Here is a 17,971-nt window from a genome sequence, read left to right on the forward strand (position 1 = left end):
TGGATACAGCCATTGATCTGGGTCAATCGTTGCAAATGCATTGATCGGCCTGTGCGGCGTGAATCCCTGCAATCGAATAGAACAATTCCAACAGGTCGCACTCGATAACCGTGGGGGCAGTGGGCATCAGGGCCACAAGCCCGAAATGCCGGTTCACCTGAAGAGGAAGCACCATGTTCGGCTTAGAAGCCCTAGAGCTCGCCCGAATCCAGTTCGCCTTTACCGTGTCCTTTCACATCCTGTTCCCGGCCATCACCATTGGCCTGGCCAGTTATCTGGCGGTTCTCGAAGGCCTGTGGTTGAGAACCGACAACCGCATCTACCGCGATCTCTACCATTTCTGGTCGAAGATCTTCGCCGTCAACTTTGGTATGGGCGTGGTCTCGGGTTTGGTCATGGCCTATCAGTTCGGCACCAACTGGAGCCGCTTCTCTGATTTCGCCGGCGCCGTCACCGGGCCATTGCTGACCTACGAAGTGCTCACTGCCTTCTTCCTCGAAGCGGGCTTCCTTGGCGTCATGCTGTTTGGCTGGAGCCGAGTAGGCCGCGGCCTGCACTTCTTCTCGACGCTGATGGTGGCGCTGGGCACGCTGGTCTCGACCTTTTGGATCCTGGCTTCCAACAGCTGGATGCAGACCCCACAGGGCCACGAAATCATCGATGGCCGGGTAATCCCGGTGGATTGGCTGGCGGTGATCTTCAACCCGTCGTTCCCCTACCGCCTGGCGCACATGGCCACCGCCGCCTTCGTCGCTACGGCGTTCTTCGTCGGCGCCTCGGCGGCCTGGCATCTGCTGCGCGGGCGCGACAACCCGGCCGTGCGCAAGATGCTCTCGATGGCGATGTGGATGGCCCTGATCGTGGCCCCGGTGCAAGCGATCATCGGCGACTTCCATGGGCTCAATACGCTCAAGCATCAGCCGGTGAAAATCGCCGCCATCGAAGGCCACTGGGAGAACAAGCCCGGTGAGGCGACCCCGCTGATTCTGTTCGGCATCCCCGACATGGAAGCCGAAACCACTCGCTTCAAGGTCGAGATTCCGGTGCTGGGCAGTTTGATCCTGACTCACAGCCTGGACAAGCAAGTGCCGGCCATGAAGGAATTCCCCAAAGAGGATCGGCCCAACTCGACGATCATCTTCTGGTCGTTCCGGGTCATGGTTGCGCTGGGCATGCTGATGATTGCCGCTGGCCTGTGGAGCCTGTGGCTGCGTAGAACCGGCGCGATCTACCATTCGCGGCCGTTCCTGTACTTCGTGTTGTGGATGGGGCCATCCGGGCTGATCGCTATTCTGGCTGGCTGGTTCACCACCGAGATCGGCCGCCAGCCGTGGGTGGTGTATGGCTTGATGCGCACGGCCGATGGCGTCTCCAACCACAGCTACGGCCAGCTCGGCTTCACTCTGGTGATGTTCGTGGTGGTCTACTTTGCGGTGTTCGGCACCGGCCTGGCGTACATGATGCGCCTGGTGCGCAAAGGCCCGCATACCGGTGAAGAAGAGCAGCCACCTGGCGGCCCAGGGCAAAAACGGACCCCGGCGCGGCCCTTGTCCGCTGCCGATGACGGCCATGAGGCCAACTCCAGCCTGACCGAGAGGAACTGAGCCATGGGTATCGATCTTCCGCTGATCTGGGCTGTGATCATCATCTTTGGCGTGATGATGTATGTGGTGATGGACGGGTTCGACCTGGGCATCGGCATTCTCTTCCCGTTCGTCAAGGCCGAGCATGACCGCGACGTGATGATGAACACCGTCGCGCCGGTCTGGGACGGCAACGAAACCTGGCTGGTGCTGGGCGGAGCGGGCTTGTTCGGGGCGTTTCCGATGGCCTACGCGGTGGTGCTGGAGGCACTGTATCTGCCGCTGATCCTGATGCTGATCGGGTTGATCTTCCGCGGTGTGGCCTTCGAATTCCGCTTCAAGGCCACTGCTGCCAAGCGCCACGTGTGGGATAAGGCGTTCATCGGCGGCTCGCTGCTGGCGACGTTCTTTCAGGGTGTGGCATTGGGCGCGTTCATCGAGGGCTTCAAGGTGGTCGACCGCCACTATGCCGGCGGCGCCTGGGACTGGGTCACGCCGTTCAGCCTGTTCTCCGGGCTGGGCCTGATCGTCGCCTACGCCTTGCTGGGTTGCACCTGGCTGATCATGAAAACCGAAGGCCCGCTGCAACAGCAGATGCATGTGCTTGGCCGGCCCCTGGCTCTGGTACTGCTGGCGGTCATCGGCATCGTCAGCCTGTGGACGCCGATCGCTTACCCGCAGATTGCCGAGCGCTGGTTCAGCATGCCTAACCTGCTGTGGTTCATGCCGGTGCCGATTCTGGTCATGGTGACGTTCTATGGCTTGTTCAAGGCGATTGCCCGCTCAGCGCACTACACGCCGTTTCTGCTGACCCTGGTGTTGATCTTCTTGGGCTACAGCGGCCTGGGGATCAGCGTCTGGCCAAACATCATCCCGCCGTCGATCTCGATCTGGGAGGCCGCCGCACCGCCGCAGAGCCAGGGCTTCATGCTGGTGGGGACGCTGTTCATCCTGCCGTTGATCCTCGGTTACACGTTCTGGAGCTATTACGTGTTCCGCGGCAAAGTCACTCATGACCAGGGCTATCACTAGGAGGTGCGCGGCATGACCGGTGTCGAACAGAAGAAGCCACTGTGGCAGCGGCTAGGTTGGCTGGTGATGATCTGGGCGGCGAGTGTCGCCGCCCTGGGTGTGCTGGCTTGGCTGATGCGCATGTTCATGAGCGCAGCCGGGCTGAGCACGCATTGACCGGGCGAATTACTTGCGCGCTTTGAGGATGACGAACTTGGGGGTCGCGGCAACTTGCTCGACCCCACGGAACAACCGCGCTAGCTTGCTGTGATAGCCCAGGTGGCGGTTGCCGACGATGTACAGCGCGCCGCCCACCACCAGCGCATCGCGGGCCTGCTGGAACATGCGCCAGGCGAGGAAGTCACCGACCACCTGTTGCTGGTGGAACGGTGGGTTGCACAGCACCACATCCAGTGATTGCTTCTCGAACCCGGCCAGGCCGTCTGCCGCGAGCACCTCAACCGGCCGCTCGGGCAATGCTGCCTGCCAGTTTTCCAGTGCCGACTGCACGGCCATGTACGACTCATCGACCAGACTGAACTGCGCCTGTGGGTTGAGCAGCGCACAGGCGATCGCCAGCACGCCGTTACCGCAACCCAGGTCGGCGACCCGGGCCTGACCAAGATCGCGCGGCAGGTGCGGGAGAAACGCACGGGTGCCGATATCCAGTCCTTCGCGGCAGAACACATTGGCGTGGTTGACCAGCTCCAGGGGCGGTTGATCCAAGGTGTAACGGCTAGGGTAGGGCGATTGAGCCGGAGCCCGTTCGCTGAAGCTGGCCGTCAGCAGCCGCGCTTTTTTCTGCGCCAGCGAGGCCTGCACCGGGCCGATGTACTTTTCCAGCAAGTCGCCAGCGGCACGCGGCAAGTGCTTGATCATGGCCGTGGCGATCACCTCGGCGCCCGGTGCCAGGTGGCCTTGCAGGCGGATCAACTGCTCTTCAAGCAAGGCCAGGGTTTTCGGCACCCGCACCAGCACCCGATCGAACGTCCCCTGCCAGACCTGGTTGGACGGCACGAACGGCACGCTGTCGAACGCCTTGGCGTTGCGCACGAGGTTCTTTTCCAGAGCCATGCGGGCCAGGTGCGAATCGCCGCTGCTGGTCACTTGCAGGCTGTCGCACAGGCTGGCCGCCAATGCGCCAAAGCTGTCATTGAGTACCAGCACACGGCAGTCGGCGGGCAAACCTTGGCTGGCGAGGTGCTCGAGCAGGTACTGGTCGGCAGCGTCGAACGCTTGCAGCGGGTCGTCGGCCTGTTCCGGTTGGCGGATCAGATCGAGTTCGGCGAAGGGGCTGGTCAGCAGGGGCATGGCGTGGGGCTCAGCTATGAATCTGCTCGGCGCAGACCACGACGAGCTTGAGGGGCGAGATTCTACAGGGCTTTATCCACGGGGGGGAGGTTGCGCTCAGAACAGCCCACGGCTGGCTGCGATGGCGATGGCGCCGGCTTTGTTGGAGGCGTTGCTCAACCTGCCTGACTCAGTGTAGGAAAAGAGTCGTCCTCTTGTTTGTTTTCTTTCTCATTAACGCTGTTCCCGCCATTCATTTCGCGCCTTGCCCCTGCAAACCGTCGGTGTTCATTCAGTCAGCTTTAGGCGAAACTGGGCGCATCTGATTTATGGAGCCCGTCATGACCGCCAGCGCCGACAAGTTCACCCGCCAGACTCTGCTCGACGTTCGGCCGTTGACGCCTAACCTGTTTTCCCTGCGCGTGACGCGCGATCCAGGCTTTCGTTTTCGCGCAGGGCAGTTCGCTCGGTTGGGCGTGAGCAAAGCCGATGGCAGCGTGGTCTGGCGCGCGTACTCGATGGTCAGTGCGCCGCATGACGAGTATCTGGATTTCTTCTCGATCGTTGTGCCTGGCGGCGAATTCACCAGCGAGCTCAGCCGCCTGGCGCAGGGCGACAGCTTGCTTATCGATCGCCAGGCGTTCGGCTATCTGACCCTTGATCGACTGCCAGCTGGCCGCGATCTGTGGCTGCTGGCAACCGGCACCGGCATTGCACCGTTCATGTCGATCCTGCAGGACTTCGAAGTCTGGGAACGCTTCGACAACATCAAACTGGTGTATTCGGTACGCGAGGCCGCGGAATTGGCCTACGTCGATGAAATTGCCGGGCTGGAGCAGCGCGACTATCTGGCCGAATATGCCGGCAAGTTGCAGTTCATTCCAGTGGTCACGCGCGAAGCGTATCCGGGTGCACTGAATGCCCGGATTACCCAGTTGATTGAAAGCGGCGAGCTGGAGCGGGCGGCGGGGCTTGAATTATCCCCCGAGCATTCGCGGATCATGCTCTGCGGCAACCCGCAGATGATCGACGACACGCGCCAGGTGTTGAAGGCGCGCGATCTGCAACTCAACTTGAGCAAACGTCCAGGCCAGGTTGCGGTGGAAAACTACTGGTAAAGGGGCGCACCGCGCCCCTTTGTTTTAATCAGGGCAGACGGTTCTGATTCTGCGTCTTGAGCAGATCGCGAATCTCGGTCAGCAGGGTTTCCTGAGGGGTTGGCACCGGTGGCGTGGTAGGCGCCACGGCTTCTTCGCGCTTGAGGCGGTTGATCGCCTTGACGCCCATGAAGATGGCGAATGCGACGATGACGAAGTCGATCACGGTCTGAATGAACTTGCCATACGCCAGCACGACAGCCGGGATATCCCCTTGCGCGGCTTTCAGGGTGATTGCCAGGTCACTGAAGTCGACGCCACCGATCAGCAGGCCCAGTGGGGGCATCACCACGTCGCCAACGAACGACGAAACGATTTTGCCGAAGGCGGCGCCGATGATGATACCGACCGCCATATCGACCACATTGCCTTTGACGGCAAATGCCTTGAATTCACTGATCATGCCCATGGTTTATTCCTTGTAACAAATGGATAAGTAAAACGCAGTGTAAGCCACTAAAACGCTTCATGCGTGACGCTGCAGTGACTGAGGTTAGTAAGTGACTGCGGTTAGATCGAATAGTTTTGTCGCATCCTGCAGCGTTCGAGACACGTCTGGCTCGGCTATCATGACCACTTTTTTCCGGGAGACTGCCTTATGGCCAAGGCCAAGCGCTTGTATGGCTGCACTGAGTGCGGCGCGACCTTTCCCAAATGGGCGGGCCAGTGCGGCGAGTGCGGCGCCTGGAACACCTTGGTCGAGAGCATGATCGAGAGCGGTGGCGCAGCGGCGCCCAGCGGGCGTGCCGGCTGGACTGGCCAGCAGGCCCAGCTCAAGACCCTGGCCGAAGTCAGCGTCGAAGAAATCCCCCGTTTCAGCACCAGCAGCGGCGAACTCGACCGGGTGCTGGGTGGCGGTCTGGTCGATGGTTCGGTGGTGCTGATCGGTGGTGACCCGGGTATCGGCAAATCGACCATCCTGTTGCAGACCCTGTGCCACATGGCCGCCGCCATGCCGGCACTGTATGTCACCGGCGAAGAGTCGCAGCAGCAGGTAGCGATGCGCTCACGGCGTCTGGGCCTGCCGCAGGACAAGCTCAAGGTCATGACCGAAACCTGCATCGAGACCATCATCGCCACCGCTCGCGTCGAGCAGCCGCGGGTCATGGTCATCGACTCGATCCAGACCATCTTCACCGAACAGCTGCAATCCGCACCAGGCGGGGTCGCCCAGGTCCGTGAGAGCACGGCATTGCTGGTGCGTTACGCCAAGCAGAGCGGCACGGCGATCTTCCTCGTTGGTCACGTGACCAAGGAAGGCTCGCTGGCCGGGCCGCGGGTGCTCGAGCACATGGTCGATACCGTGTTGTATTTCGAGGGCGAGTCGGATGGCCGTCTGCGCTTGTTGCGTGCGGTGAAAAACCGCTTTGGCGCGGTCAACGAACTGGGCGTGTTCGGCATGACCGATCGCGGCTTGAAAGAGGTCTCCAATCCGTCGGCGATTTTCCTTAACCGCACCCAGGAAGAAGTCCCCGGCAGTGTGGTCATGGCGACCTGGGAAGGCACCCGGCCGATGCTGGTCGAGGTGCAGGCGCTGGTCGACGACAGCCACCTGGCCAACCCGCGCCGGGTCACCCTGGGCCTGGACCAGAACCGCCTGGCCATGCTCCTGGCCGTCTTGCACCGGCACGGCGGCATCCCGACCCACGATCAGGACGTGTTCCTCAACGTGGTCGGCGGGGTCAAGGTGCTGGAAACGGCCTCTGACCTGGCGTTGTTGGCCGCAGTAATGTCGAGCTTGCGCAATCGGCCCCTGGCCCATGACCTGCTGGTGTTCGGTGAAATCGGCCTGTCTGGCGAAGTACGGCCGGTGCCCAGCGGTCAGGAGCGTTTGAAGGAAGCCGCCAAGCATGGCTTCAAGCGTGCCATCGTGCCCAAGGGCAATGCGCCCAAGGAGTCTCCGCCGGGGCTGCAGGTGATTGCCGTGACCCGGCTTGAACAGGCCCTCGACGCGCTGTTCGAGTAACCAGGCAAAACCGCCGCATAAAAAAGGGGAGCCGACGATGCGCGTCGGCTCCCCTTGTTACTGCTCGGCCAGGCGTCAGTGCTCGGCCACCGCGTTGCGCCGTCGCGCCGCGCCGTCCTGCTCTGCGCCCTCTTGCAGTGGCACCTCGTTGCCTTCGGCGTCGAACAGTTTGCCGTCCTTGAAGTAGTCGCCATCACGCAGGGCGGAGATGTCCGAGTACTGGATGGTGCGCTCGTAGGCTGCGGCGAACACCGACTGGTTCTCCGAGTTACCGGTGGTGAAGTGGTTGAACATCAGGTTGAGCAGAATCGCCATGATCGCCGCCGAGCTGATGCCGGAGTGGAAGATGGTCTCGAACCAGTTCGGGAAGTGGTGGTAGAAGTTCGGTGCGGCAATCGGGATCATGCCAAAGCCCAGCGAGGCGGCGACGATGATCAGGTTGACGTTGTTCTTGTAGCTGACCTTGGACAAGGTGCGAATTCCGCTCGCAGCCACGGTGCCGAACAGCACGATGCCAGCACCGCCAAGTACTGGCGTCGGCACTGCGGCGATCACCCGGCCCATCACCGGCAGCAGCCCCAGCACGACCAGGATCAGGCCGCCGGTAGCCACCACATAGCGGCTCTTGACTCCGGTCACAGCCACCAGGCCGACGTTCTGGGCGAAGGCGCTCTGGGTGAAGGAGCCAAAGATCGGTGCCAGGATGCTGGAGGCCATGTCGGCGCGCAGACCGTCGCCCAGGCGCTTGGAGTCAACCTTGGTATCGATGATCTCACCGACCGCAAGGATGTCTGCCGAGGTTTCGACCAAGGTCACCATGATCACGATGCACATCGACAGGATCGCGGCGATATGGAAGGTCGGCATGCCGAAGTGGAACGGCGATGGCATGGCGAACATCGGGCCTTCGGCGACCTTGCTGAAATCGGCCATGCCCAGCGACCAGGCAATCAACGTACCGACCACCATCGCCAGCAGGATCGACAGTCGCGAGATGGTCGCGCTGCCGAGTTTGCTCAGCACCAGCACGATGGCGAAGGTCAGCGCGGCCAGGCCGATGTTGGCCATGCTGCCGAACTCTGGCGAGGCACTGTTGCCGCCCATGACCCAGCGCGCCGCAACCGGCATCAGGGTCAGGCCGATGGTGGTGATGACGATGCCGGTCACCAGCGGTGGGAAGTACTTGGTGATCCGCGAGAACACCGGCGTGATCAAAAAGCCGAGCACCGAGGCCGCCATCACTGCGCCGAGCACCCCCGGCAGGCCACCGCCACCTTCACTGCTGAGGATCGCGCCCATGGTCGCCACACCGGCGAAGGACACACCTTGAACCAGCGGCAGCTGGCAGCCGAAAAACGGTAAACCAAGTGTTTGCAGCAAGGTCGCCAGGCCACCGGCAAACAGTGAGGCGGCGATCAACAGACCGATCTCGGCGGGGTTCAGGCCCGCTGCCTGGCCCAGGATCAGCGGGACCGCAACGATCCCGCCATACATGGTCAGCACATGCTGCAGACCGTAGGCCAGGTTGGCGCCAAGGCCGAGGTTTTCGTCCTCGGGACGTTGGGTCGCAGATGTTCCAGGGGGCGTCGTCATGGAGCAGGCTCTCTGTTTATTGTTGTGGGGCTACTGTAGACACTTCCTACAAAGGATGGCCACAAAAATTGTATACAATATTTTGATCGGAGCGCGCACAAGAGTGCCCGTAAACAGCGTCTTAGCTGAATGCAGAAAGCGTTCCAACAGAGCGCAAGCGTGATTATAAAGTTGTGTACAAGTCCCCAGACCGCTTGCAAGAAGCTGTCTGGGTAGACAGGAAACACATTGAGGAGGGGCAGGTTAGCTAGCTAACAGATAGTATTATTCGATGAGTTCGCGCAGTTCGCGCATCATTTCGGTGCGATCAGCCAGGTTCAATTCCACAAGACGGTGCAGATGGCTCATCGAGTCGAGGTCGATGTGGAGGCAGACGAAGCCCAGCTTGCCGGTTTCTTCATGACGCAGCTCGACCTGCACTTCCAGTTGCACCTCAGGGCTGAGGTGTACCGTCGCTTCAAAATCCTGCGTGGCATCTGGCTCCCAGCGCTCGGGGCGGCTGACCAGAATGCCCTTCAGGGAGATATCCAGCAGCTTTACCTGCCATTTTCGCGAGCCTTGGCGCAGTTCTGCGGTGGCATCGAAAGCAATTCGCTGGAAACGCCGACGTTCGTCGTGATCGCTCATGGTCAAAGCCCTCTGCAAGACATCCTGACTATAGTTTAAGGTATGGGCGTATGTGCTTGCGCAATCGGGCGGCAAAGGCTCTAGAACAAAGCAAATGTGGCAATGCGCCTTGACTGGCCCTAGACTCGCTTGGCGGTCTTTCCAATCCACCAGCTGGAAGTAAACCATGAACAACAATAATAGCCTGCTACGCCACATTCCGTGGCTGGTGTTGGCAGTACTGGGAGCCTGTGCGCTGGGTGTAGTTGCCCTGCGTCGCGGCGAGGCAGTCAACGCCTTGTGGATTGTGGTTGCGGCAGTGGCCTTGTATCTGGTCGCCTATCGCTACTACAGCCTGTTCATCGCCACCAAGGTGATGCAGCTCGACTCACGTCGGGCAACCCCTGCGGTACTCAACAACGATGGTCTGGACTATGTGCCGACCAACAAGCACATCCTCTTCGGTCACCACTTCGCCGCCATCGCTGGCGCGGGGCCGCTGGTCGGTCCGGTACTCGCCGCGCAGATGGGTTACTTGCCCGGTACGCTGTGGCTGATTGCCGGTGTGGTCCTGGCAGGTGCCGTTCAGGACTTCATGGTCCTGTTCATGTCCACCCGCCGCAATGGCCGCTCGCTGGGTGACATGGTCCGTGAAGAAATGGGCCGGATCCCGGGCACCATCGCCCTGTTCGGCTGCTTCCTGATCATGATCATCATCCTCGCGGTGCTGGCGCTGATCGTGGTCAAGGCCCTGGCTGAAAGCCCGTGGGGCATGTTCACGGTGATGGCGACCATCCCGATCGCGATGTTCATGGGCATCTATATGCGCTACATCCGCCCGGGGCGGATTGGTGAGATCTCGATCATCGGCGTGGTCCTGCTGCTGCTGTCGATCTGGATCGGTGGCCTGGTGGCTGCCGACCCGGTCTGGGGCCCGGCGTTCACCTTCACCGGTGTGCAGATCACCTGGATGCTGGTGGGCTATGGCTTCGTTGCCGCTGTACTGCCGGTATGGCTGGTACTGGCGCCGCGTGACTATCTGTCGACCTTCCTCAAGATCGGTACCATCGTCGCGCTGGCGCTGGGCATCCTGATCCTCGCGCCTGAACTGAAGATGCCTGCGCTGACCCAGTTCACTGACGGCACTGGCCCGGTCTGGAAGGGCACGCTGTTCCCGTTCCTGTTCATCACCATCGCCTGCGGTGCGGTATCCGGTTTCCATGCGTTGATCTCCTCGGGCACCACGCCCAAGCTGCTCGACAACGAAACCAACGCCCGTTACATCGGTTACGGCGGCATGCTGATGGAGTCGTTCGTGGCTATCATGGCCATGGTTGCTGCTTCGGTAATCGAGCCAGGCGTGTACTTCGCCATGAACAGCCCGGCAGCAGTGGTCGGCTCCGACGTGGTAAGCGTCGCGCAGACGGTCAGCAGCTGGGGCTTCCTGATCACCCCTGAGCAACTTGAAGCGGTTGCCCGCGACATTGGCGAGCACACCATTCTGGCCCGTGCCGGTGGTGCGCCAACGCTGGCAGTCGGTATCGCGCAGATCCTGCACCAGGTATTGCCGGGTGAAAACACCATGGCCTTCTGGTACCACTTTGCGATTCTGTTCGAGGCGCTGTTCATCCTCACCGCAGTGGACGCCGGTACCCGTGCCGGGCGCTTCATGCTGCAGGACCTGCTCGGCAGCTTCGTGCCTGCACTCAAACGCACCGAATCGTGGGGCGCCAACCTGCTTGCCACTGCTGGCTGTGTGGCGATGTGGGGCTACCTGCTGTATCAAGGCGTGATCGATCCGCTGGGTGGCATCAACACCTTGTGGCCGCTGTTCGGTATCTCCAACCAGATGCTGGCCGGTATCGCGCTGATGCTCGGCACCGTGGTGCTGATCAAGATGAAGCGCCAGCGCTACATGTGGGTCACCCTGGTACCGGCGGTATGGCTGCTGATCTGCACCACTACTGCAGGCTTCATCAAGCTGTTCGATCCGAACCCGGCTGTTGGCTTCCTGGCCCTGGCGAACAAGTACAGCGTCGCGCTGGACGCCGGTCAGGTATTGGCCCCGGCCAAGGACGTTGGTCAGATGCAGCACGTGATCTTCAACGCCTATACCAACGCTGGCTTGACCATCCTGTTCCTGGTGGTGGTGTTCAGCATCCTGTTCTTCGCCCTCAGAGTCGGTTACTCGGCACTGGGTCGCAAAGAGCGCAGCGATAAAGAAACCCCGTTCCAGGCGCTGCCTGACGCGTAAACGAGAGGACTGCAGCCATGTTCAACGACCTGGGTCGCCTGGGTAAGTACCTGGGGCAAGCTGCCCGGCTGATGGTCGGCATGCCCGACTACGACAATTATGTCGAGCACATGCAGGGCAAGCACCCGGACAAGCCGATGATGAGCTACGAGGAGTTCTTCCGCGAGCGACAGGAAGCCCGTTACGGCGGCAAGTCCGGGCCCAAGTGCTGTTGAACCAGCGGCAAGTGTGATCGAGTGGGAGCCCGGGCAACCGGGCTCCCACTTTCATTTATGGCCAAAGGAGATGTCTGCGTGCAAACGCCTATTCCTGTAACGGTCCTCACCGGTTTTCTCGGTGCGGGCAAGACCACCCTGCTCAAGCACATGCTCAAGGCCGAGCATGGCCTGAAGATCGCCGTGATCGAAAACGAATTCAGCGAAGCCGGCATCGACAGCCAATTGCTCGGAGACGAGCCGGTGCAGGTCATGACCCTGGCCAACGGTTGTGTGTGCTGCACCATCCACACCGACCTGACCAAAGCCCTGTACCTGCTGCTGGAGCGGCTGGATGCCGGCGACATCGCGTTTGACCGGCTGGTGATCGAATGCACCGGTCTGGCTGACCCGGCGCCAGTCGCGCAGACCTTCTTCATCGAAGAAGAGCTGCGCGATCGCTACATCCTCGACGGCATCATCACCCTGGTCGACGCCGCCCACGCCGATGTCCACCTGACCCAGGCCATTGCCCAGGCTCAGGTCGGCTTTGCCGACCGCTTGCTGTTGAGCAAGACCGATCTGGTCACGGCTGAGGCTGTCGAGGCCTTGCAGGAGCGCCTGGCGCGGATCAACGGCCGCGCGGCGATTCGCATCGTCGAGCAGGGCCGCATCGACCTGGCTGAGTTGCTTGATGTGCGCGGCTTCAATCTCAATCCTGACCTGGGCGCGAGTATCACCCGCAGCCTGCGCCCGGTGCTCAAGCCGGCGACCCCGGATCGCATCTCGACGCTGGTTTTGCGTACCAGCACGGCGCTGGATATCGATCGCCTCAGCGAGTTCATGAACGAGCTGCTGGAAAACCACGGCAAGCAGTTGTTGCGCTACAAAGGCGTGCTCAATATCGCTGGGGATGAGCGCCGTTTGGTGTTTCAGGGCGTGTTGAAGCTGTACGGCTTCGACTGGGACAGCGAATGGAAGGCCGACGAGGCGCGTGAAAGTGTGATGGTGTTTATCGGCGATGAACTGCCCGAAGACGAGATCCGTGCAGGCTTTGCCGCGCTGACCTGAGCAAAAAAAAAGGCCACTGCACGTGCAGTGGCCAATCTGGACGTTAGATCAAGGAGCTTCAAAATCAACGTCGTCGAGCGTGGCCTGCACTCAGGGCGGGGGAGTGCGCTGCGTGCTGGCCAGTGAAGTCAGCATAAGCCGCTGTTGCGGCGAGAAAAATAGCCTCAGGCGACATTCACCTTTACGCGCCGAGTAAGAGTCACTGTTCAGGCCGCGTAGCCCATCCGCCAGCTGATGTCGCGGGTGGCCGCCAGCAACTGCTGCGCCGCCGGGCCATGCTCATCGGCATGGAAAATCGAGGTCGGCCCAACCACGGTCATCACCGCTACGATGTGCCCCATGGCATTGAAGATCGGCGCCGAAAGTGCGTCGACGCCAGGCATCAACAGCCCATGCACATGGTGCAGCCCCTGCTCGCGAATCCCTGCCAAAAGTGGCTGATAGGCGTCGAATGTCTGCGTCATGGCGGCCAACTCACGTTCACGCAGGTCAACCGTTTCGCGCTCGGGCAAATGCGCAGCGAACACCAGCCCGGTCGATGAGCTGAGCAGCGGCAGCACCGAGCCGATCTGAGTGACCACAGTAACGGCGCGCACCGCCGGCTCGATACTGACCACGGTCGCGCCCTGATTACCCCACACAGCAATGAAGCAGCTCTCGTTGAGCGCGTCGCGCAATGCCGACAGCGGCAGCGCCGCCACCTTGAGCACATCGATGCTGCCCAGCGCGGCCATGCCCACTCGCAACGCTTCGCGGCCCAGGCCGTAGTGGTTGGTGGCGCGATCCTGCTCGGCGAAACCGCTGGCAATCAGCGCCTGCAAATAGCGATGCACCTTGCTCGCCGGCATGCCGACGTGCTCGGCCAGGCGCGACAGCGAGGTCGACGGCGAAAGCTCGGCAAGGGCCTTGAGGATATCGGTGCCGACTTCCGCCGAGCGGACCTTTTGCTTGCCGGTGTCGGCAGGGGTGCTGGCTTTGGACATGGGGAAAGGAATCCACATTGACAGATGGCGACTTTATAACTTGACGACGGGCGGCGAGCAAATTACGTTATTCGTAATCTGATTACGACAATAACAATGCAGACGCGCTGCCAGCCACCGTGATACGGCCCGGTTCAGCCCAGCAGCCCCTGCCAGCATGGCTCTCAGTGAGCCTGGAGGCACAGATGACCCGCGACACCGCCCTCGACTACCTCAGCGGCTTTGGCAACGAGTTTGCCAGTGAAGCGCTGCCTGGCGCCCTGCCGGTCGGGCAGAATTCACCCCAGCGTGCGCCTTACGGCCTGTACGCCGAGTTGCTCTCGGGCACCGCGTTCACAATGGCCCGCAGCGAACTGCGGCGCACCTGGCTGTATCGCATTCGCCCGTCGGCGCTGCACCCGCGCTTCGAACGCCTTGCGCGCCAACCGCTGGCGGCGCCACTGGGCGCGGTGACGCCCAACCGCCTGCGCTGGAACCCGCAGCCGCTACCGGCCGAAGCCACTGATTTCATCGAAGGTTGGCGGCCGATGGTTGCCACCGCCGCGGCGGACAAGCCATCCGGCGTCAGCATCTATATCTACAGCGCCAACCGCTCGATGCAGCGGGTGTTCTTCAATGCCGATGGCGAGCTGCTGCTGGTGCCTGAGCAAGGCCGCCTGCGTATCGCCACCGAGCTGGGCGTACTCGATGTCGAACCGCTGGAAATCGCCGTGATTCCGCGCGGCATGAAGTTTCGCGTCGAGCTGCTCGACGGTCAGGCGCGTGGTTATCTGGCCGAAAACCACGGCGCGCCACTGCGCCTGCCCGATCTTGGCCCGATAGGCAGCAACGGCCTGGCCAACCCGCGAGATTTCCTCACCCCCGTGGCGCATTACGAAGACAGCAGCGGCCCGGTCCAGTTGGTGCAGAAATTTCTCGGCGAACATTGGGCCTGCGAACTGCAGCATTCGCCGTTGGATGTGGTCGCCTGGCACGGCAGCAACGTCCCGTACAAATACGATCTGCGTCGCTTCAATACCCTCGGTACGGTCAGCTTCGACCACCCGGACCCATCGATCCTCACCGTGCTGACTTCACCGAGCAGCGTCCACGGCTTGGCCAACATGGACTTCGTGATCTTCCCGCCACGCTGGATGGTCGCCGAGAATACCTTCCGCCCGCCGTGGTTCCACCGCAACCTGATGAACGAATTCATGGGCCTGATCCAGGGCGCCTACGACGCCAAGGCCGACGGATTCCTGCCCGGTGGCGCGTCGTTGCATGGGGTGATGAGCGCTCATGGCCCGGATGCCGAGACTTGCCACAAGGCCATCAATGGCGAGCTGGCACCGCACAAGCTCGACAACACCATGGCCTTCATGTTCGAGACCAGCCAGGTCCTGCGTCCGAGCCAGAGTGCGCTTGAATGCCCGCAATTGCAGGCCGACTACGACAGCTGCTGGGCCACCTTGCCGAGCACCTTCAACCCGAATCGGAGATAACCCATGAATCACACCGCGACTGCCCGTAGCTGGGTCCAACAGGCCAACGGTCACAGCGACTTCCCGCTGCAGAACCTGCCATTGGGGATTTTCAGCCGGCCGGGTGAAGCACAGCGCTGTGGCGTGGCCATCGGCGATTCGATTCTCGACCTGCAGGCCGTGCTTGCCGCCGGCCTGTTCGAGGGTGAAGCCAAAACTGCGGTCGAGGCCACCGCCGACGCCACGCTGAATGCCTATTTCGCCCTTGGTCGTTCGGCCCGGGTTGCGTTGCGCCAGCGTTTGCTGGAACTGCTGGGCGAGCACAGCGAGCATCAGGCTGCACTGCAAGCGGCGCTGTACCTCGCCAGCGACTGCCAAATGCACCTGCCGGCCAAGGTGGGCGACTACACCGACTTCTATGTCGGCATCGAGCACGCGAAGAACGTCGGCAAGCTGTTCCGCCCGGACAACCCGCTGCTGCCCAACTACAAGTACGTGCCAATCGGCTACCACGGCCGCGCCTCGACCCTGCGCCCGTCGGGCACCGATGTGCGTCGGCCGAAGGGCCAGACCCTACCTGCGGGTCAGACCGAGCCAAGCTTTGGCCCGTGCGCCCGGCTCGACTTCGAGCTGGAACTGGGCATCTGGATTGGCCAGGGCAATGACATTGGGGAAGCGATCCCGATTGGCGATGCGGCCGAGCATGTCGCTGGTTATTGCCTGCTCAACGATTGGTCGGCGCGCGATATTCAGGCGTGGGAATACCAGCCGTTGGGGCCGTTCCTGTCGAAGAGCTTCATCACCACGCTGTCGCCGTGGGTAGTCACTGCCGAGGCACTGGAACCTTTCCGTTGCGCTCAGCCGGCGCGTCCTGAGGGTGATCCGCAGCCACTGTCGTATCTGCTCGATGCACGCGATCAGGCCAACGGCGCGCTCGACATCGAACTGGAAGTGCTGCTGATCACCGAAGGCCTGCGCGAACAGGGCTTGCCGCCTCATCGCCTGAGCCTGAGCAACACCCTGAGCATGTACTGGACCGTGGCGCAGATGGTTGCCCACCACAGCGTCAATGGCTGCCAGTTGCAAGCAGGCGACCTGTTCGGCTCGGGGACATTGTCCGGCGCGCAGCCAGGGGCATTTGGCAGCCTGCTGGAGATGACGGATGGCGGCAAGCAGGTGATCGAACTGGCCAGCGGCGAGGTGCGCAAGTTCCTCGAAGACGGTGACGAGATCATCCTGCGTGCTCGCTGCAAGCGCGACGGCGCGGTCAGCATCGGCTTTGGCGAGTGCCGCGGCAAAGTCATCGCGGCCAACTGAGAGGGCAGGCCATGCGGCTGTTCGGCTATTACCGTTCGACCTCGTCCTATCGGGTACGGATTGCCCTGGGGTTAAAGGGCCTTGCATTCGACAACGTGCCGGTCAACCTGCTCAAGGGCGAGCAGCGCGGCGATGCCTACCTTGCGCTCAATCCGCAGGGCAGGGTGCCCGCGCTGGGCTGTGACAGCGGTAGTGTGCTGGTGCAATCGGCGGCGATCATCGAGTACCTGGAGGAGGTTTATCCACAGCCGCCGCTATTGCCTGCCGAGGCTGAGGCGCGGGCGAAGGTACGGGGCGTCGCGGCGATCATCGGCTGCGATGTGCACCCGCTGCACAACGTCAGCGTACTCAATCAGTTGCGTCAGCTGGGGCTGGACGAGGCGCAGGTCAATCTATGGATTGCCCAATGGATTGGCCAGGGTCTGGCAGCGGTGGAGCAGTTGATCGATGATCAGGGCTTCTGCTTTGGTCTTGCGCCGGGTTTGGCTGATGCCTACCTGCTGCCACAGCTGTATGCGGCCGAGCGGTTCAGTGTCGATCTGAGCCGCTACCCGCGGATCAACCGGGTGGCAGCGCTGGCGGCGCAGCATCCGGCGTTTATCCAGGCGCATCCATCACGTCAGCCTGATACCCCGCTTCAGTGAATCGATGGGCTGCTGGCAGGCAGGTGACCAAGACGTTCGCTCAGCTTCAAGCGCTGCGCCGGGTCTTCGCTGAGCAGCAATGCCCGTTCCAGGTCAAAGCGCTCGGCCTGCGGGCAATCCAGGCGCTGGTACAGCGTGGCTCGCGCCAGATAGTCGCTGACCAGCACCGGCCCCAGCTGCATGACCCGTTCGGCGTCGATCAATGCGGCCAGGTCATTGTCGTTGCTGATATGCAGCTGGCGCAGGTTGCGTGACAGCCGCTGCAGCATCTGCAACGGACTGGCCACCTGCATATGTTCAGCCGTCAACGCTACCTGGGGGCCGAACTGACGGGCCAGTAGCTGACGGCACTCAGCCGGGTACAGACGACGACCGCCGCACGGGTCGAGCAGGTGATCCGCGCCAGGCACGCGCAGCAGGAAATGGCCCGGGAAGTTGACCCCTTCCAGCGGGATCGACAAACCCCGGGCCAACTCCAGGGCGAGGATTGCCAGCGCCAGCGGCTGGCCACGGCGGCGCTGCAACACTTTGTCCATCAATGCCGCGTGGGCACGCAGTGGCAGCATTTCGTCTTGCTGAAAGCCCAGCGTGTTGAGCTGGCGCAACAGCGGCTGGGCGAGCTCACTGAGCGGCAACATCGGCAGGCTGGCATTGATTTGCTGGTGCAGCTCGCGCACCTGGGCGAGGGCGTGGGCGGGCACGATACTGGGATCGTGCTCGGCGGCGATCCACAAGGTTGCTTCCAGCAGGTCGACGGGCGCGCGTTCCAGGCACGCCAGGCAGGCTTTACGTGGGTTCATCAGACTCTCCCCCGACATGCTTGAGTATTAGCTCTGACAGCG

The 17,971-nt window shown here is 61.9% G+C and carries 17 protein-coding genes; 11 read left to right on the plus strand and 6 right to left on the minus strand.

Annotated features, from left to right (window positions below):
• Window positions 1-173: 173 nt before the first annotated feature.
• Genes M2396_RS15550 through M2396_RS15560 form a run of 3 tightly spaced genes read left to right on the plus strand, consistent with a single transcriptional unit; the run spans window position 174 to window position 2,771 of the window.
• A complete protein-coding gene (locus M2396_RS15550) occupies window positions 174-1,604 on the plus strand; it encodes a cytochrome ubiquinol oxidase subunit I (RefSeq protein WP_188036650.1) in 1,431 nt (476 codons plus the stop codon).
• Between the two features lie 3 nt (window positions 1,605-1,607).
• On the plus strand, window positions 1,608-2,615 hold the full coding sequence (gene cydB / locus M2396_RS15555) for a cytochrome d ubiquinol oxidase subunit II (RefSeq protein ID WP_150570688.1): 1,008 nt from the start codon (window positions 1,608-1,610) through the stop codon (window positions 2,613-2,615).
• A 12-nt stretch (window positions 2,616-2,627) separates the two neighbouring features.
• A complete protein-coding gene (locus M2396_RS15560; RefSeq protein ID WP_150570687.1) occupies window positions 2,628-2,771 on the plus strand; it encodes a DUF2474 domain-containing protein in 144 nt (47 codons plus the stop codon).
• A gap of 9 nt (window positions 2,772-2,780) precedes the next feature.
• Here the strand turns inward: M2396_RS15560 and M2396_RS15565 are convergent, their stop codons facing one another.
• Complete coding sequence (locus tag M2396_RS15565; protein ID WP_101322093.1) at window positions 2,781-3,905, minus strand: methyltransferase; 1,125 nt, start codon at window positions 3,903-3,905, stop codon at window positions 2,781-2,783.
• A gap of 320 nt (window positions 3,906-4,225) precedes the next feature.
• Between M2396_RS15565 and M2396_RS15570 the strand changes: the two genes are divergently transcribed.
• Window positions 4,226-5,002 (plus strand): ferredoxin--NADP reductase, encoded by a 777-nt coding sequence (locus tag M2396_RS15570; RefSeq protein ID WP_101322092.1) that lies wholly within the window; start codon window positions 4,226-4,228, stop codon window positions 5,000-5,002.
• A 28-nt stretch (window positions 5,003-5,030) separates the two neighbouring features.
• Here the strand turns inward: M2396_RS15570 and mscL are convergent, their stop codons facing one another.
• On the minus strand, window positions 5,031-5,450 hold the full coding sequence (gene mscL / locus M2396_RS15575; protein ID WP_101322091.1) for a large-conductance mechanosensitive channel protein MscL: 420 nt from the start codon (window positions 5,448-5,450) through the stop codon (window positions 5,031-5,033).
• 189 nt (window positions 5,451-5,639) lie between these two features.
• Between mscL and radA the strand changes: the two genes are divergently transcribed.
• A complete protein-coding gene (gene radA, locus M2396_RS15580) occupies window positions 5,640-7,007 on the plus strand; it encodes a DNA repair protein RadA (protein ID WP_101322090.1) in 1,368 nt (455 codons plus the stop codon).
• A gap of 75 nt (window positions 7,008-7,082) precedes the next feature.
• Here radA and M2396_RS15585 read toward each other — a convergent pair whose 3' ends face one another.
• A complete protein-coding gene (locus M2396_RS15585; RefSeq protein WP_150573013.1) occupies window positions 7,083-8,600 on the minus strand; it encodes a nucleobase:cation symporter-2 family protein in 1,518 nt (505 codons plus the stop codon).
• Window positions 8,601-8,864: 264 nt separating this feature from the next.
• Entirely contained in the window at window positions 8,865-9,227 is a 363-nt protein-coding gene (locus tag M2396_RS15590) for a PilZ domain-containing protein (protein ID WP_259075879.1), read from the minus strand.
• 166 nt (window positions 9,228-9,393) lie between these two features.
• Here M2396_RS15590 and M2396_RS15595 point away from each other — a divergent pair, with 166 nt between their 5' ends.
• The 3 genes from M2396_RS15595 to yjiA all read left to right on the plus strand — a co-directional run bounded on the left by M2396_RS15595 (window position 9,394) and on the right by yjiA (window position 12,725).
• On the plus strand, window positions 9,394-11,460 hold the full coding sequence (locus M2396_RS15595) for a carbon starvation CstA family protein (RefSeq protein ID WP_101322087.1): 2,067 nt from the start codon (window positions 9,394-9,396) through the stop codon (window positions 11,458-11,460).
• A gap of 17 nt (window positions 11,461-11,477) precedes the next feature.
• Window positions 11,478-11,675 (plus strand): YbdD/YjiX family protein, encoded by a 198-nt coding sequence (locus M2396_RS15600; RefSeq protein ID WP_101322086.1) that lies wholly within the window; start codon window positions 11,478-11,480, stop codon window positions 11,673-11,675.
• A gap of 78 nt (window positions 11,676-11,753) precedes the next feature.
• Window positions 11,754-12,725, plus strand: coding sequence for a GTPase (gene yjiA / locus M2396_RS15605; RefSeq protein WP_101322085.1), 972 nt, complete (start codon window positions 11,754-11,756; stop codon window positions 12,723-12,725).
• A gap of 206 nt (window positions 12,726-12,931) precedes the next feature.
• Here yjiA and M2396_RS15610 read toward each other — a convergent pair whose 3' ends face one another.
• A complete protein-coding gene (locus tag M2396_RS15610) occupies window positions 12,932-13,708 on the minus strand; it encodes an IclR family transcriptional regulator (RefSeq protein WP_101322084.1) in 777 nt (258 codons plus the stop codon).
• A 185-nt stretch (window positions 13,709-13,893) separates the two neighbouring features.
• Here M2396_RS15610 and hmgA point away from each other — a divergent pair, with 185 nt between their 5' ends.
• Genes hmgA through maiA form a run of 3 tightly spaced genes read left to right on the plus strand, consistent with a single transcriptional unit; the run spans window position 13,894 to window position 17,129 of the window.
• Window positions 13,894-15,189, plus strand: a complete 1,296-nt coding sequence (gene hmgA, locus M2396_RS15615) for a homogentisate 1,2-dioxygenase (protein WP_259075883.1) — start codon at window positions 13,894-13,896, stop codon at window positions 15,187-15,189.
• Between the two features lie 3 nt (window positions 15,190-15,192).
• The gene (fahA, locus tag M2396_RS15620) at window positions 15,193-16,485 is read left to right on the plus strand and encodes a fumarylacetoacetase (RefSeq protein ID WP_259075885.1); all 1,293 of its coding nucleotides are present in this window, start codon (window positions 15,193-15,195) and stop codon (window positions 16,483-16,485) included.
• Window positions 16,486-16,496: 11 nt separating this feature from the next.
• Window positions 16,497-17,129 carry a maleylacetoacetate isomerase gene (gene maiA, locus M2396_RS15625; RefSeq protein ID WP_150570681.1) on the plus strand — a complete coding sequence of 211 codons (633 nt, stop codon included), beginning with the start codon at window positions 16,497-16,499 and terminating at the stop codon, window positions 17,127-17,129.
• On the opposite strand, the gene M2396_RS15630 is transcribed toward maiA, so the two are convergent.
• Window positions 17,123-17,929: a SirB1 family protein gene (locus tag M2396_RS15630; RefSeq protein WP_259075888.1), complete on the minus strand. Its 807-nt coding sequence runs from the start codon at window positions 17,927-17,929 to the stop codon at window positions 17,123-17,125. The genes maiA and M2396_RS15630 overlap by 7 nt on opposite strands.
• Window positions 17,930-17,971: the final 42 nt, after the last annotated feature.

The sequence above is a fragment of the Pseudomonas sp. BIGb0278 genome, assembly GCF_024809895.1.
GTDB lineage: Bacteria > Pseudomonadota > Gammaproteobacteria > Pseudomonadales > Pseudomonadaceae > Aquipseudomonas > Aquipseudomonas shirazensis.

Coding starts and splice junctions, on each gene's coding strand:
- M2396_RS15550 (WP_188036650.1), top strand. CDS start 174: ATGTTCGGCTTAGAAGCCCTAGAGCTCGCCCGAATCCAGTTCGCCTTT.
- cydB (WP_150570688.1), top strand. CDS start 1,608: ATGGGTATCGATCTTCCGCTGATCTGGGCTGTGATCATCATCTTTGGC.
- M2396_RS15560 (WP_150570687.1), top strand. CDS start 2,628: ATGACCGGTGTCGAACAGAAGAAGCCACTGTGGCAGCGGCTAGGTTGG.
- M2396_RS15565 (WP_101322093.1), bottom strand. CDS start 3,905: ATGCCCCTGCTGACCAGCCCCTTCGCCGAACTCGATCTGATCCGCCAA.
- M2396_RS15570 (WP_101322092.1), top strand. CDS start 4,226: ATGACCGCCAGCGCCGACAAGTTCACCCGCCAGACTCTGCTCGACGTT.
- mscL (WP_101322091.1), bottom strand. CDS start 5,450: ATGGGCATGATCAGTGAATTCAAGGCATTTGCCGTCAAAGGCAATGTG.
- radA (WP_101322090.1), top strand. CDS start 5,640: ATGGCCAAGGCCAAGCGCTTGTATGGCTGCACTGAGTGCGGCGCGACC.
- M2396_RS15585 (WP_150573013.1), bottom strand. CDS start 8,600: ATGACGACGCCCCCTGGAACATCTGCGACCCAACGTCCCGAGGACGAA.
- M2396_RS15590 (WP_259075879.1), bottom strand. CDS start 9,227: ATGAGCGATCACGACGAACGTCGGCGTTTCCAGCGAATTGCTTTCGAT.
- M2396_RS15595 (WP_101322087.1), top strand. CDS start 9,394: ATGAACAACAATAATAGCCTGCTACGCCACATTCCGTGGCTGGTGTTG.
- M2396_RS15600 (WP_101322086.1), top strand. CDS start 11,478: ATGTTCAACGACCTGGGTCGCCTGGGTAAGTACCTGGGGCAAGCTGCC.
- M2396_RS15610 (WP_101322084.1), bottom strand. CDS start 13,708: ATGTCCAAAGCCAGCACCCCTGCCGACACCGGCAAGCAAAAGGTCCGC.
- hmgA (WP_259075883.1), top strand. CDS start 13,894: ATGACCCGCGACACCGCCCTCGACTACCTCAGCGGCTTTGGCAACGAG.
- fahA (WP_259075885.1), top strand. CDS start 15,193: ATGAATCACACCGCGACTGCCCGTAGCTGGGTCCAACAGGCCAACGGT.
- maiA (WP_150570681.1), top strand. CDS start 16,497: ATGCGGCTGTTCGGCTATTACCGTTCGACCTCGTCCTATCGGGTACGG.
- M2396_RS15630 (WP_259075888.1), bottom strand. CDS start 17,929: ATGAACCCACGTAAAGCCTGCCTGGCGTGCCTGGAACGCGCGCCCGTC.